The organism is Bradyrhizobium sp. USDA 3240 (assembly GCF_054063295.1).
The window spans coordinates 6,266,462-6,279,754 of sequence record NZ_JBSSGD010000002.1 but is presented as its reverse complement, the minus strand read 5'-3'; the positions used below and the strand labels follow the sequence as shown (position 1 = coordinate 6,279,754).

Genomic DNA, 13,293 nt, shown 5'->3' with positions numbered 1-13,293 from the left:
ACCGATGGCGCGGACGCCGCTTATGGACCATCCCGGAATGATTCATCAAGGCGCGCTGTGGATCAAATTTGGCGCGCCGCACGCTCTATTTCCGGGATGTTGGCCGCCCGCGGCTTGACAAATAGACCCGCGCCGCATTGCCGCCGAAAATCGCAGCTCTTGCCTCACTTGACAAATCAGCAAGCAGGCTCTCGGCGGCGGCGAACCAGTGCGCATAGCCGCCGGCGAGGTTGACGACGGGCCAATCGCTACCCCACAGCAGCCGCTGCGGCCCGAAGCATGCCAGTGCATGATCCACGGCCTCGCGCAAATCGGCGACCTGCCAGTTCGGCGCTGCTTCCGTCGCCAAGCCCGACAGCTTGCAGACGACGTTGGACCGCGCGGCAAGGCTTGCGATGTCGTCCTTCCATGCCGCGATGTCGCCGGTTGCGAGTTGCGGCTTGCCGAAATGGTCGAGCACGAATTGCAGGTCCGGATGGCCATCGACCACCTGAACGAGCCGCGGCAAATGGCGCGGCAATATCAGCGTGTCGAACACGAGGCCGTACTGCGCCATGGCCTCGAGCGGTGCGGCCAGTTCCGGCCGCAGCAGCCAGTCGTCGTCGGCAATGTCCTGCACCATCGGCCGCAGGCCAACCAGCAGTTCGCGCCCGGCGATCGCGTCGACCCGCGTCGCGGCGTCGTCAGCATCGAAGTCGATCCAGCCGACCACGCCGCGCACCAGCTCCGTGCCTTTGGCGACGTCAAGCATGAACGCCGTCTCCGCCTCGGTCGGCGCCGCCTGCACCAGGATCGTGCCTTCGATCCCGGCCGCGGCCAGATGCGGCATCAAATCGGGCAGGCCGAAGTCGCGGTAGATCGGCCCGCGTTCGGACGTCAGCCAGCCGTAATCGGCGCGCGCCAGGGTCCATACATGGTGGTGGGCATCGATCCGCATCATGCCGGCACCGGCGCGTGCTGGTCGAGCAGCCCCTCATTCTTCAAATCCCGCCACAGCGCGGTGGGGAGGGGCGACGACAATGCGGCGGCGTTGCGCTCGACCTCCTGCGGCGTCTGTGCGCCGAGCACGACGCTCGCGACCGCCGGATGACCCAGCGCGAAATGCAGCGCGGCGGTCGGCAGCGCCACGTCGCGCGCACGGCAAACGCGCTCGATCGCCGCCACCCTCTGCATCACGTCGGGCGGCGCGTCCTTGTAATTGTACTTGGCGCCGGCAACCGCGCCGGTTGCCAGGATGCCGGAGTTGAACACGCCGCCGAGCATCACGCCGATGCCCTGGGCTTGCGCGAGCGGCAGGAACTCGGCGAGCGCCGGCTGCTCCAGCAGCGAGTAGCGGCCGGCGAGCAGCATGGTGTCGAATGTACCGGCCCTGGCGAAGCGCACGCACATCTCGGCCTCGTTGACGCCGATCCCGATCCCCTTGACCACGCCCTCGGCGCGCATTTTGTCGAGCGCTACATAGGCTCCCTCCATCGCCTCGCGGAACCTGGCTTCGATCGCATCCGTACCATGGGTCCAGACGTCGACGTCGTGGATCAACAGCAAGTCGATATGATCGGTGCCGAGCCGCAGCAGCGACTGCTCGACCGAGCGCATGGTGCCGTCATAGGAATAGTCGACCACCGCGCGATGTGGCGCGCCGCCGACGAAGTTCGAGCCGTCGCCGCGGCCGTGGAACGCGTCCATCCAGCGCCCGACCTTGGTGCAGACCACGATATCGTCACGCGCCACGCGGCGCAGCGCGGTGCCGCAGCGATGCTCGGCGAGACCATGCCCGTAGAGCGGTGAGGAATCGAGCAGGTTCACGCCCAGCGCAAACGCCCGCTCCGCGGCTGCGATCGCTGTGGCGTCGTCGAGCCGCGCGAAGAGGTCGCCGAGCGGCGCGGTGCCGAAGCCGAGGATGGAAACGTCGAGGCCGGTGCGGCCGAGCCTGCGGCGCGTCAGCGGCGCGGAACCGGAGGGTTGTTGTTGGGTCATTGGAGTCTCCCACCTACGTTTCTTGTTAACCCCTCCCGCAAGACTAGCGTCGTTGACCGGGATCGTGAAGGGACCTTGGTCGCAAACTGCGCGGTGAGACTCATTGCACACACGACGCATCGCTAAAATGCGATCGACAACTTCACGTTGCCTATCAGTTGGAAATGGGCTATGGGAGCGCTCCGCAATTCCAATGCAGGAGGCGACGATGTTCAGGTCTGCACGCTTCCCGGGTTCGCCGCGCGATTTTTGACGCGCGTCCCGGGATCAATCCCGGGTGAAATCGCAACACCCACACGCAATCCAGTCTGCCGCGGGCCTTACGGCTCCGCGCCTGCGGAACCATTGTCATGACCTTGCCGCATCTGCTGGCCTCTCGTCGAGCGGCCACACGCTCTGCGCTGCTCGAACGACAGCTGCGGAGATATCACCCACACGCTCAGGGAAGAATCCGCGCGCTTGCCGTGCGACACACGCGTCTTGCCGACCTTGCCACAAGCTTTCCTGCACTGCTGTTTGCGCTGGCCGTGCCGCGCACCGGGCTCGATCCTGCGCCTGCGCTCGCGCGCGTCATCGATGGTCATTCCCTCCCGGATGCCGCAGCCGCGGCGGGCATTCCGCTGTGGCTGCGAAGGCTGCCCCCGGAGGCGCTCACACGTCCGCTCGCGGCACTTCCCGATGACGAGCTGTTTCGCCGGCAGATCGCGAACCATCTGCCGCAATTGCCGAAGCTCGCGCCGATCTGGCTGCAATCCGTCGCTACGGTCGCCGAAGTCGCGCACGCGCAGGCCGCCGTCTGGATCGCGCGCGAGTTGGTCCGGGTGCCGCCGCGGACCGATCCTGGGCGACTGCGCCTCCTCAGTCTGTGGGCGTGGTTCTCCCGCCAACCGACCACGCTGGGACATGCGCTGATCGACCGGACATGGACACCGAACATGCAGATCGGTTCGGCGCTCGCGGCCGCCGACGCGTGGCACACAATGATCTCCCTGCACGTCAGCCTTGGCGCGCAGGAGATCACAGATATGTGGCTGCAGCCGGGTCGCGTCGAGGGTTACGACTTCATCCCGCTGAATTCGACCATGGGTATCTCGGAGGAAGCCGACGTCATGCAGAACTGCCTGCGCACCTACGGCGCCAATCTTGCACACAATCGCTCGCGGCTCTGGAGCGTCCAGCGATGCGGACGGCGCATCGCCACCCTAAAGGTTGCAGTCCGCTTCGACGATCCACTACCCGCGATCGCCGAGCTCAGGGGCATCCGAAACACCGCCGTGCCGCGCGAGGTTTGGTGGGCAGCGCGCCAATGGCTGCATGCGCACGACCTGTTGCGGATCGACATGGCGCAACGCAAATGGGGCACAGCATCTCTCGACCGCCCAACCTGGCGCGCGATCTGGCGGCCATACTGGCTCGCCAAGCGGCGGATTCCGGAATGGCTGCCGCTCGCCCCGTCGCGCAGAGCGCTCAATGCGCTGTGAAGCACCTCCGCCGTTGCTGCGCAGGTGCTACCTGTCGGTGACAATCTCCTTGGCCACATTGTCGACCACCACGGGGCTCTCGAAATAAGTCACCGTCGGATCGGCGCCGTATTTGTCCCGGGCGCGGGCGCGCCACGCAGCGGTGTACAGCGCTTCCGCCTCACCCCTCGAGTTCCAGAAATAGATGCCTCCGGCTGTCATGCCGTCCTCGGACAGCACATAGGTCTTGCGAAACAACCCCGGCACGTCGCGATAGAGCGGTGCGGTGCTCAGGAAGATGCTGCGCGCTTCCTCGCGCGTGACCGGCTTCGGCAATTTGAACGTCGTGACGGCGGTGATCATGAGAACCTCCCGAGAGACCATTCTTGACATGATCGTCAAACTTGACAAGTATGTCAAGAATGATCCGGTGGAGCGAATCGCATGGTAGGTGTGCGTCAGTTTGACGAGGACGCGGTGATCGCGACCGCACTCGACGTGTTCTGGCGCAAGGGCCTGCACGACGCGACCATGCAGGACCTCGCGGAGGCGACCGGCGTACAGCGCGGCAGCCTCTACAACGCCTATGGCGACAAGGAAGCGATGTTCCTGCGCGCCTTCGATCGGTATACCGGGCAATTCCTGGAGGCGGCCGGCAACGCGCTGGCTCAGGGCGACACTGCGGCGGGGCTGAGGCACTTCTTCGACATGATCATCGTCAACATGACGGACGGCTCGCCGCCGCGCGGCTGCCTGACTACGCGCACGGCGCTCGACGCGGCCATCTCAAGCGCGGATGTGCGTCAGCGCGTGCAGGATGTGCTCACGCGGCTCGAGCAGCTGATCGGCAAGGCCCTCGGCACGGCGCTGGGCAAGCGCAGCGCGGCCGATGCGAAGCGGCTGGCGCGCGTCATCGTGACGTACACGCGCGGGCTGGCCGTGATGGAACGCGCCGGATACAGCCGCAAGCAGTTGAGGGAATTGGCCGCGACGTTCATCGACGCGGTCGTTGGCCATGCCTGAGGTCAGCCCGGCTGCCTGCGCGACCATGCGCCGACGAAGGTCGGCAGCGCAAAGACGCCCTGCATGGCGACGACCTCGGTGCGCAAGCGCTCGGCAAAACTGTCCAGCGCCAGATCCGCTTCGGTGGCGACGCCGAGCTTGACGATATGCGGCAGGTTGCTGCGCAGGCCGCTCGCCATGTAGTCGTAACCGTCGAAATCCTCCCCGCCTCCGGCCGGCGCAAACAGGCTCATGCGCGGCGCGGCAAGCCCGGCCGCGACGAAGGCGCCGTGCAACGACAATCCCATGCGGTTGTTCAGGCCCGCCCGGGCGAACATCTCCTTCACGGTGCCCCACGCCTGCGACAGCAGCGGCGACGGCGGATTGGCGATCGGCCCCTCGCCCCAGTCGAGATCCTGAAACGCCACGATGCCGTCGGGCTTGACGTGCCCGAGCAAGTGCCGAATGAGCGCCGCGGGATCCTTCACATAGATCAACACGAGCCGGCCAACGACCGCATCGAAATCCCGGTCGAGCTCGATCGTGCTGATGTCGCCGACCCGGAACGAGACCTGGCCGAGGCCGAGCGAGCGTGCCGTGCCCGCGGCTTCCTCGACGATGGCGGGGTTGCTGTCGACCCCGACGACCGCCCCGCTCTCGCCGACCAGGCCGGCGGCGATGAAGGACACGTTGCCGGCGCCGCTTCCGACATCGAGCACCTTCATGCCCCGCGAGAGCCCGGCCTCCTTCAGGAGCTGCCATGTGGACGCATCGTAGAGCTGCGACTGGCGCTTGAGCCTGTCGGTCTCCGCGGTCGAACGCCCCATCACATAGTTCGGATCGTAACCGCACGTCTCTTGCATGGATCTACCCGTCTTCGGTTCGTGAATGGAGGCGGCCGCGCCCGTGCTCACGCCGGCCGCAGGCCCGACAGGAATGCCTGCAGATCCGCCGCGAAGCGCTGCTCGAACGCGATGGCGCGGTGGGGTGAATGGCCGCATCCCTCATAGCGAACGATGTCGGCACGCGGATTGTCGTGCGCGAAGCGCGCGTCGTGGTCTTCCAGCAATGCCGCCCCACATCCAGGATCGGCCTGAATGATCCTGACGGGACAGAGGAATTCCCGCCCGGTCGGAATCGCCGCAAGAACGGAGGTCGCAACGTTTCCGTCCGCCCAGTAGCGCCCGTCTTGCCGCTGCAGCGCTGACGCATGGCTCAACAGGTGACGGGGGCCGAAATGATCGCGGCCGATCCCGCCCATGGGGGTCGGAGAGTCTGCAAGGAATGCCAGATAAGTGCCGAGTGGCGCGCGCGCCTGCTGCCACGCGGCCTGACGCGCGCTGACGATCGAAAACAGCCTTGGGAAAGCCGATTTCTCCCACTCCCCCGGCTGGCCAAGATACCATGGCGGATCCTCGAGGAAGGCGGCGCGCACATCGGCATCGCCGCGCTGTGCCAGCACCCCGGCAACACAGCCGCCGAGCGAGTGCCCGACGATCACCGCCGGACGCCCGATTGCGGCCAATGCGGTCTCCGCGTCCGAAACATAGTCGGCGAGCGCGTAGCTCGGGGCCCGATCCGAGTGCCCGTGCCCCCGGAAATCCATAGTCCAGACCCGGTGTCGATCCCTGAGCCGACCGCCGGTTTCCTGCCATGTGTCGCGGCTGAGCGACAGGCCGTGCAGAAACAGGATCGGTTCACCGTCCGGCGGGCCATCGACCGAAGCAGCCAGCCTGACGCCGTTATTGTCGAGCGTAATGTCGGTCACCGAACATCTCCGTTGCGAAATGCCGCCAGCATCAGGCGTCGGCCGGATTGCACTTCGGCACCACCCGCGCCGATCTCAGCGCCCGATCTGCCGGAACTTGTCTGTGAGGCCGTCGAGATAACCGACCCAGGTCGAATTGATCGGCTGGTTCTCGATCAGCGCGTGAAAGCGGATCATCATGCAGATCAGGAACAGCGGCTGGATGAATGCCGCGCGCACCGTCACCGCCAGCAGGGCCGCGATGAAGACGGTGACCACGGCGCCATATTCCCTGACGGCCTCAGGCAGCCAGACCGTCACCACCCCTGCGGGGACCAGCAGCAGCAGGCAAAGCAGGATGCTCAGGATCCGCTCGACGATGACCATCCAGACCGACGTCGCCAAGATCGGCTTGGCGTTCTGGCAATAATAGACCAGTCCATCCTGGATGTTGCGCCTCGGATCGTCGCCGCCGCGCGCCAGATCGTAGGACAGCACCACCTTGTCCAGATAGCGCGTCGCGGCCGACAGGATGGTGTTGAGCAGACCGACGATCGCCTTCATGCCGGGTCCCGGCAGCCAATCGCCGAGCGTATCGAGCGCATTGTGAAACGCGCGCAGCACGGCGCGGATCAGCGCGTTGAGCCCGAACAGGACCGCGACCTCGCCGAAGCGGTCCATCACGATCCGGCGACCGTAGGCGAACTGCCCTTCGGTGCCGTTGCCGATGCTGCCGCGTGTGATCAGCTCGGTCAGCACGGCGACATGGCCGCAGGCGATCATGTGAAGCGTGTAGCGAAGGATGGCGCCCCAGATCCATCCGCCGAGCAGCAGGATGCCAAGCAGCCAGCAATAGCCGAACACGCTGGCGACATGGGTACCGAGCCAGACCGCGCCGCCGACCGCGACCACGGCCCAGATGGCGCACGCTACGGCAAAGGCCAGCAGCACACCCCAGCGCGCCAGCGCATAGGGCAAAGTCTCGACCAATAGCTTGAGCGCCGTCGCCAAACCATGATCGCGAACCAGCAACGGATAGGAATGGGACACCCCCTGGGATTGTCCCGCGGCGTGCCAATCGGCTGAACCGCCGCGGCCGCCGCCATTGCTCAGGCTTATGTCAGACACGTGTTGCCTCTTGTTGGCTCTTGGGTTGCCGTGATCGATCGAGATTGGATTCAACGGGATTGCTGTTGCGGGATCAGCTCGATGCGGTGACTGATGCGGCAACCGCCCTAGGGCAGCTTGTCCGCCGCAGACCAGGCATCACAGCGCCAACACCTCGGGGCTGGCAGAGGGTTGGTCCGTTGGCGCTGTGAGCCGGCACAGCCGCGACATCGATCAGGGAGGAGCGCCGATGTCGCGGCCAGCGATCATTGACCGGCGGCCGGCAGCTCGGCGTAGTTGCCGTCCTTGTCGCGGCGGTACACGACGTAGTCGATCAGGGTGATGTCACCCTTCGGCGTGTAGCTGATGTTGCCGAGCACGGTGTCCCAGTGTCCACCCTTGATGGTCGCTGCGATCTTCTTGGCGTCCGTGGTCTGGGCGCGGGTGACGGCCTGGCTCCAGATCTGGAACGCGGCATAGCTGTAGAGCGTGTAGCCGTCCGGATCGATGCCCTTGTCCTTGAACTTCTTCAAGGTCGCGGCCGCGGTCACCTTCTTGCGCGGATCTGGCGAGAAGGTGAACAGCGAGCCCTCGGCAAGCGGACCCGCAATCGCGGCGAACTGCTTGTCGACCAAGGCGTCGCCGCCCATCAGCACGGCATTGACGCCCTGCTCGCGCATCTGGCGCAGGATCAAGGCCGCCTCGGCGTAGTAGCCACCGACATAGACGAAATCGATCGATTCCCTCTTGAAGCGCGACACCAGCGCGGCAAAATCCTTGTCGCCCTTGGTGTAAGCTTCATAGAGCTTTTCCTTCACGCCCGCCGCGTTGATGGCGTTCTTGGTTTCGTCGGCAAGGCCTTTGCCGTAGGTCGTCTTGTCGTGGATGATCGCGACGTTCTTGGTCTTGTAGTTCTTGATGATGTAGGCGGCCGCGACCATGCCTTGCTGGTCATCCGGGCCGCAGACGCGGAACGTGTTCCACAATCCGCGCTCGGTGAAGAGCGGGTTGGTCGAGCCCGGCGTGATCTGCAGCACATTGCCCTCGGCATAGGCGTCCGAGGCGGGGATCGAGGTCGACGAGCAGAAGTGCCCGACGACGAACGGAATCTTCGCACCCGCCATCTTCTCGGCAACCGACACCGCCTGCTTCGGATCACAGGCGTCGTCGCCGACCTCCAGCTTCAGCTTCTTGCCGAGCACGCCGCCCGCCGCATTGATGTCGGCGATGGCAAGGTCAGCACCGTTCTTGAACTGCTGACCGAAGCTCGCCTCCGAGCCGGTCATCGGCCCAACCACGGCAACACTGATATCCTGGGCCATGGCCGCGCTGGACAATGCCAGGCTCGCACCAACCGCAAGAAAGTATCCTCGAAGTGCAAACTTCATCATATTCTCCTCGATGGTCTCAAGTCGCCTCAATGCATCGCAATCGACTGGTATCGCCGGCCGCAACGATCATCGGGGGCTGCCTTGTATGCGCGCGATGAGCAGCAGGCTCGGACTGAGGCGACGGGGGATTGGACATATGCGACATTAGGCAACAATGTGAAACACGTTGCCGTGCATTGGCGCCTGGAATCGTCCTGTGTGCGCGACAGCACATGGCTGGTGATAGCTCGATCACGGCCGCACCAGCGGCTCGGGCTCTGCCGGCTTGACGTCGGCTCCGACCGGTGCTGCCGCCTCCACGGCGCCTTTCAGCTCGATCTCGTAGTAGCCGCCGACCTTGATCGCGCCCCATTGCGTCGAGACCGCCACATTAATCCGTTGTCGCGCCGGCAGATCGGCATCGGTGTGCCGGTGGGCAACGCTGCCCTGGGACAGGACCTCGATGTGAGACAGCCGAACGCCGTCCGCATTCCAGAAGTCGAAGTTGAGATGCTGCGGCAGCGGACGGCCGAACACGCCCATCTCCTTGAAGGCGAGTTCGGCATCGACATGGCCCGGCCCCGCCATGAAGCTGTAGTAATGACCGCGGACATCGTTTGTGATGTTGGCGCGATTGACGCCGACGCCGAGCACTGTCGGATGATGCGGATCGGTGGACTGCGCCGATGCCGGGCCGGCCAACCCACCGATACAGAGAAGCAGGCGCAGGCTCGGCATCACGACCATCCAGGGCGTGTTCGTCATGGTTGAAACGCCGCCGGCGCTAGTTCGGGTTCGGAACAAAGATGACAATCTTCAGATCTCGCGACGGGGTGAAGTTCGTGTGCCGGACCTCGAAGCGGGTCGATCCGGTCTTCTTGACGCCATCCGCGCAGAAGCTGACGAAATTGTTGGGCTCACCCTTGTCGATGGTGAGGTGAAAGTCGCCGATCGGCGCCGCCCAGTTGGCGCCGGTCGAGAGCACATAGGCAATCGAGCGTTCACTGAATGGGGGATAGGGAGCGTGCCTGGTCGCGCGCGCCCGCTCGATGGTGCGGATCAAGTCGTCGTCGATGCAATATGACGCGAGAAACTCCCGCGCTTCCGGATTGCTGCGCCAGTTGTCGGCGCCGACGATCGTCTGCACCGAGCCGCCGACGCTCGGACGATAGGTCTGCTCGAACATGATCTCCCGACCCGCAGTGAAGGTCTGCGTCCAGGTATAGGCCGAGCGCAACGTCCAGGTCGGCACCAGATGATCCTGCATCGGACCACCCGACCCATAGGTCTCGATTGCGCCGACGCCGAGCTTGACGAGCTCCGGCCAGTTCGATTTCGGCACCCTATCGAGCAGCTCGCCCGCAGGCCCCCTGATCGGCATCAGCGGAATTCCGAGCTTCCGCAGCAGCGCCGCCTGGTCCACATCGTTCGCGAGCGCCGTCTGTTCGAGATGCGGCGCGGCCGCCCTGCCCTCGACGGTGACGTGGAAATCAAAGATGTTCTCGGGATCGTCGGTCGGGAGCCCGATATTCTCGTCCCCCTCCCTGCCGACGATGTCGGGCATCGGGAACGCGATCATGATCGTCTTGTCGGCAGCCGAGGTGTTGAAGAACCGGTAGACGATCCGGATCTGCTTCTCGGAGATGAACAGATCCTCGGAACGCATCACGATATCGGGGTCCTGCTTGAAGCGAAGTCCCCCGGTTTCGAGCGCAGCGGACGTGTCATTCGCCCGCGCGCACCAGGGCAGCAGCCCGGCAAGCAGGACCAGAAGGACCCCTTTGGCTATCGGAGGCATGGTCATTCCTTCTCGCTTGATTGGGGAAGCAAACTCGCGGCAGTCAGTCGCATCCGTCCTTGACCGTGAAGAAATCGGAGACGTCGACGTGCGTCGTCTCGATCGGCAGCACGACCCAACTGTCCATCTCGAGGTGACCGCAAAGCTTGACGACCGCGATCGATTTCCGGTCCTGCCAGGCCGTCACCGTGAAACCGATCGGGACAGCACTGCGCTCGAAAACATGCAGCTTGGCAATACCGGCGGCAGCGCCGGCCGCAAGCGAGATCGTGATTTCGCCGGCGCCGGTGCCGCCAGGTCGGATCGGCGATTGCCGCGGTGATCCGAACGAGAGTTCGCTCCCGGCCGTGACCGCAACGGTCTGTTGGAACCCGTTCTCGATACTGAGCACAGGTTTCGCACTCGCGGCCTCGGTGGCGATCGGCGCTATTCCCGCTAGAAGGCAGAGAATCACTGATGCTGATCGAATGAGTGAAGCCGACATGAGCCCAATCCTTCCTGAATGAGTGCGCCAGGAGCCGAACAAGTTCGCTGCATCGTGATCTTTCCCTCGAATCCGATGTCGATACATGCGCAGCCGAGGCCTTCGCTGCGAACGGTGTTGAAGGGCAAGCATACTCTTCCTATTGCGCAACGATCACGTTCCACGTCGTGCCAGGCTCGGGACGATGGATCTCGACGGTTCCAAATCCAGCTTCCCGCAAGGCATGCCTGACATCGTCGACGGCTCGAAAAGTGAAGATGTCCTTGGGAAATCCCAGGTGCTCCATCACATCACCCGGCAGGAAGCCGAGCGCGAGCACGCCATCTGCCTTGAGCACCCGCCTGATCTCGCTGGCACCTATGGACAGCGATCGCCAGAAGTACACGGTGTTGACGCTGCACACCTTGTCGAATTGATCACTCTCCAGCGGCAAGGCCTCGATTTCTCCGATCCGAAAGTCGGCGCGCCCGGCGTCAATCGCAGTCCGATATCGCGCTGTCGCCCATGCCACCACGTCCTGGGAGCGATCGACCGCCGTCAGATGAGCAGCGCAGTCGAGCAAAGGCGCGAGCGTCACGCCGCCGCCGAACCCGATCTCGGCGACGCGGTCGGAGGACTTCACATCGAGCAACTCCAGCGCAAAGCGGTTCATCCGGCTGTTGTGCCGGTTCATCAGGCCGCCAACGAAACGACCGAAGACGCCGCGCGGATGAGCGAGATGGCGGGCGATCAAGCGAGGCGGAGCCATGATACGTCCTGAAATTTGAGCCGATGCACGCGATGCCGGCGCCGGCCTGAGCGGATCGTCCCGTAGGCAAGATCGCGCGGAAGCTGCCTTTTATGCGCTTAGGGGTTATGTCGCACGGACCGATGCGACAGCGATTTGGACATATGCGACATCGGTTGACGACGAGAATCGAATTTGTCGCTGCATGGCTGCCCGACGGCGGAATTGTATGCAGATCGGCCGCCCGCTAATGATTGCCCGCCTTGGACGCTCCTGTATCGTCAGCAACCTTCAAAAGGATTGGACACGCGACATGCGCGGATCATATCGGCGGATATCCCGATCGGTCGTGTTGATCGGAACGGCACTGATCGTGACAGCCGCCGCAACGCCAGCACCGGAAAGCGCGATCCGTTGGGATGCGAAGAACGCCTACCTCAAATGCGACGGCGCGATCGACGGCACCATCGCTTGGCCCTCCGCGCCGCAGGCAGCATGCGTTGCGATGCTGATGTGCGCGAATGAGCGCACGCTAACCGCGGAGCGTCACCGGCGGCTGATCGAGCAGATCCGGCGGGTGCCGGGTTGTGGAGAGCCGTAAGGAGCGGTCGGGCGGCACAACGGGAATTCAGACGTTCGGTCAGGAACGCCGCGGCACCGCGCGGATATCCGACGGCGTCACGCCGTACTGCCGGCGGAAGGTGCGGTTGAAGTAGGACAGGTCGCCGAACCCGACTTCGAACGCAATCGTGCCGATGGCGCTGCGGCTGTGGCGCGGATCGGTCAGCAGATGATGCGCGCGCGCCAAGCGCTGGCCGAGCACGAATTCCGAGAAAGTTGAACCCACGCTCTCGAACAGCCTCTGGATATGGCGCGGCGTGAGCCTCAGCCGGGCAGCCACCGCGGGCAGCGTGAGGTCGCCATAGCCGAGATTGTCACTGATGTCGGCCTTGATCGCGGCAAGCCGGGCCGCCGCCAGTCCGCCGTCTTCCGCGGCAACCGCCGCGTCACGGTTGGCGCCGATGATCAGCGCGCCGAGATCGATCAGATGCTTGACGACGGCACCGCGCAGCTCGGCAGTCGAAAGCTGGTAGCTGTCGTCGAGCTCCCTGATGTAAAGCGCCAGGAGGCGCATCGCCTCGGTGTTCGCCGGCAGAGGGCGGATCAGCATGTCTTCGGGATCGTTGACCAGCGAGGCGAGCGCGTTGCGCGGCAGCCGGAGACCGACGAAGCGGCTCGGCGACACCGGCACCACTATGTTGCCGGCTTCCGCGCTCGACTGCAGCACGGCCTGGCCCGGGCTGAGCTCGATATCGCGACCGCGCTGCGAGGCGCGGGTGCTGCCGCTCGTGACGATCGTCAGCACCAAATCGTCGGTGCCGTCGAGCAGTTCGCGTGGTCTTGCGATCTTGAGATTGCTGCATGCCCAGGACCCGATGCCGAGCCCGGACAATTCGCGCACATTGGCTTCGGCATGAAACGCGCCGTCGTCGAGCGGCTCCGGATCGAGCTTGACGATCATCCGCCCGATCTGCTCGCGAAAGATCGGCAAGCGATCGCGCTCGCCGAAATGCGCGGTCGAGAATCGAAACCCTGTGATATCGCCCGACTGCATTGTCAT

Annotated in this window: 15 protein-coding genes; 3 read left to right on the top strand and 12 right to left on the bottom strand. The window is 64.6% G+C overall.

Annotated elements, in window-relative coordinates; translation table 11 throughout:
- Window positions 1-85 precede the first annotated feature (85 nt).
- Entirely contained in the window at window positions 86-940 is an 855-nt protein-coding gene (locus tag ACVIGA_RS30395; protein ID WP_456668896.1) for an amidohydrolase family protein, read from the bottom strand.
- Complete coding sequence (locus tag ACVIGA_RS30390) at window positions 937-1,977, bottom strand: aldo/keto reductase (protein WP_456668895.1); 1,041 nt, start codon at window positions 1,975-1,977, stop codon at window positions 937-939. The genes ACVIGA_RS30395 and ACVIGA_RS30390 overlap by 4 nt, the downstream gene beginning before the upstream one ends.
- A 464-nt stretch (window positions 1,978-2,441) precedes the next feature.
- On the opposite strand from ACVIGA_RS30390, the gene ACVIGA_RS30385 reads away from it, so the two are divergent.
- Window positions 2,442-3,458, top strand: coding sequence for a hypothetical protein (locus tag ACVIGA_RS30385; RefSeq protein WP_456668894.1), 1,017 nt, complete (start codon window positions 2,442-2,444; stop codon window positions 3,456-3,458).
- A 27-nt stretch (window positions 3,459-3,485) separates the two neighbouring features.
- Here ACVIGA_RS30385 and ACVIGA_RS30380 read toward each other — a convergent pair whose 3' ends face one another.
- A complete protein-coding gene (locus ACVIGA_RS30380) occupies window positions 3,486-3,800 on the bottom strand; it encodes a monooxygenase (RefSeq protein ID WP_456668893.1) in 315 nt (104 codons plus the stop codon).
- 114 nt (window positions 3,801-3,914) lie between these two features.
- On the opposite strand from ACVIGA_RS30380, the gene ACVIGA_RS30375 reads away from it, so the two are divergent.
- Window positions 3,915-4,460 (top strand): TetR/AcrR family transcriptional regulator, encoded by a 546-nt coding sequence (locus ACVIGA_RS30375; protein WP_456668892.1) that lies wholly within the window; start codon window positions 3,915-3,917, stop codon window positions 4,458-4,460.
- A 2-nt stretch (window positions 4,461-4,462) separates the two neighbouring features.
- On the opposite strand, the gene ACVIGA_RS30370 is transcribed toward ACVIGA_RS30375, so the two are convergent.
- The 8 genes from ACVIGA_RS30370 to ACVIGA_RS30335 form a co-directional block, all read right to left on the bottom strand.
- The gene (locus tag ACVIGA_RS30370; protein WP_456668891.1) at window positions 4,463-5,302 is read right to left on the bottom strand and encodes a class I SAM-dependent methyltransferase; all 840 of its coding nucleotides are present in this window, start codon (window positions 5,300-5,302) and stop codon (window positions 4,463-4,465) included.
- Between the two features lie 47 nt (window positions 5,303-5,349).
- Complete coding sequence (locus tag ACVIGA_RS30365; protein ID WP_456668890.1) at window positions 5,350-6,207, bottom strand: alpha/beta fold hydrolase; 858 nt, start codon at window positions 6,205-6,207, stop codon at window positions 5,350-5,352.
- 75 nt (window positions 6,208-6,282) lie between these two features.
- The gene (locus ACVIGA_RS30360; protein ID WP_456668889.1) at window positions 6,283-7,314 is read right to left on the bottom strand and encodes a hypothetical protein; all 1,032 of its coding nucleotides are present in this window, start codon (window positions 7,312-7,314) and stop codon (window positions 6,283-6,285) included.
- Between the two features lie 245 nt (window positions 7,315-7,559).
- Window positions 7,560-8,681: a branched-chain amino acid ABC transporter substrate-binding protein gene (locus ACVIGA_RS30355; protein ID WP_456668888.1), complete on the bottom strand. Its 1,122-nt coding sequence runs from the start codon at window positions 8,679-8,681 to the stop codon at window positions 7,560-7,562.
- Between the two features lie 234 nt (window positions 8,682-8,915).
- Window positions 8,916-9,428, bottom strand: a complete 513-nt coding sequence (locus tag ACVIGA_RS30350; protein ID WP_456668887.1) for a hypothetical protein — start codon at window positions 9,426-9,428, stop codon at window positions 8,916-8,918.
- 19 nt (window positions 9,429-9,447) lie between these two features.
- On the bottom strand, window positions 9,448-10,467 hold the full coding sequence (locus ACVIGA_RS30345; RefSeq protein ID WP_456668886.1) for a DUF4424 domain-containing protein: 1,020 nt from the start codon (window positions 10,465-10,467) through the stop codon (window positions 9,448-9,450).
- 37 nt (window positions 10,468-10,504) lie between these two features.
- The gene (locus tag ACVIGA_RS30340; protein ID WP_456668885.1) at window positions 10,505-10,852 is read right to left on the bottom strand and encodes a hypothetical protein; all 348 of its coding nucleotides are present in this window, start codon (window positions 10,850-10,852) and stop codon (window positions 10,505-10,507) included.
- A 232-nt stretch (window positions 10,853-11,084) separates the two neighbouring features.
- A complete protein-coding gene (locus tag ACVIGA_RS30335) occupies window positions 11,085-11,678 on the bottom strand; it encodes a class I SAM-dependent methyltransferase (RefSeq protein ID WP_456668884.1) in 594 nt (197 codons plus the stop codon).
- 223 nt (window positions 11,679-11,901) lie between these two features.
- On the opposite strand from ACVIGA_RS30335, the gene ACVIGA_RS30330 reads away from it, so the two are divergent.
- Window positions 11,902-12,273: a hypothetical protein gene (locus tag ACVIGA_RS30330; protein WP_456668883.1), complete on the top strand. Its 372-nt coding sequence runs from the start codon at window positions 11,902-11,904 to the stop codon at window positions 12,271-12,273.
- A 39-nt stretch (window positions 12,274-12,312) separates the two neighbouring features.
- On the opposite strand, the gene ACVIGA_RS30325 is transcribed toward ACVIGA_RS30330, so the two are convergent.
- Window positions 12,313-13,293, bottom strand: a complete 981-nt coding sequence (locus tag ACVIGA_RS30325; RefSeq protein ID WP_456668882.1) for an AraC family transcriptional regulator — start codon at window positions 13,291-13,293, stop codon at window positions 12,313-12,315.

What these genes read in the sequence shown, in the direction of transcription:
- ACVIGA_RS30325 (WP_456668882.1), bottom strand. Translation starts at nt 13,293, where the DNA reads ATGACAATGCAGTCGGGCGATATCACAGGGTTTCGATTCTCGACCGCG.
- ACVIGA_RS30345 (WP_456668886.1), bottom strand. Translation starts at nt 10,467, where the DNA reads ATGACCATGCCTCCGATAGCCAAAGGGGTCCTTCTGGTCCTGCTTGCC.
- ACVIGA_RS30355 (WP_456668888.1), bottom strand. Translation starts at nt 8,681, where the DNA reads ATGAAGTTTGCACTTCGAGGATACTTTCTTGCGGTTGGTGCGAGCCTG.
- ACVIGA_RS30330 (WP_456668883.1), top strand. Translation starts at nt 11,902, where the DNA reads ATGCAGATCGGCCGCCCGCTAATGATTGCCCGCCTTGGACGCTCCTGT.
- ACVIGA_RS30350 (WP_456668887.1), bottom strand. Translation starts at nt 9,428, where the DNA reads ATGACGAACACGCCCTGGATGGTCGTGATGCCGAGCCTGCGCCTGCTT.
- ACVIGA_RS30380 (WP_456668893.1), bottom strand. Translation starts at nt 3,800, where the DNA reads ATGATCACCGCCGTCACGACGTTCAAATTGCCGAAGCCGGTCACGCGC.
- ACVIGA_RS30390 (WP_456668895.1), bottom strand. Translation starts at nt 1,977, where the DNA reads ATGACCCAACAACAACCCTCCGGTTCCGCGCCGCTGACGCGCCGCAGG.
- ACVIGA_RS30395 (WP_456668896.1), bottom strand. Translation starts at nt 940, where the DNA reads ATGATGCGGATCGATGCCCACCACCATGTATGGACCCTGGCGCGCGCC.
- ACVIGA_RS30370 (WP_456668891.1), bottom strand. Translation starts at nt 5,302, where the DNA reads ATGCAAGAGACGTGCGGTTACGATCCGAACTATGTGATGGGGCGTTCG.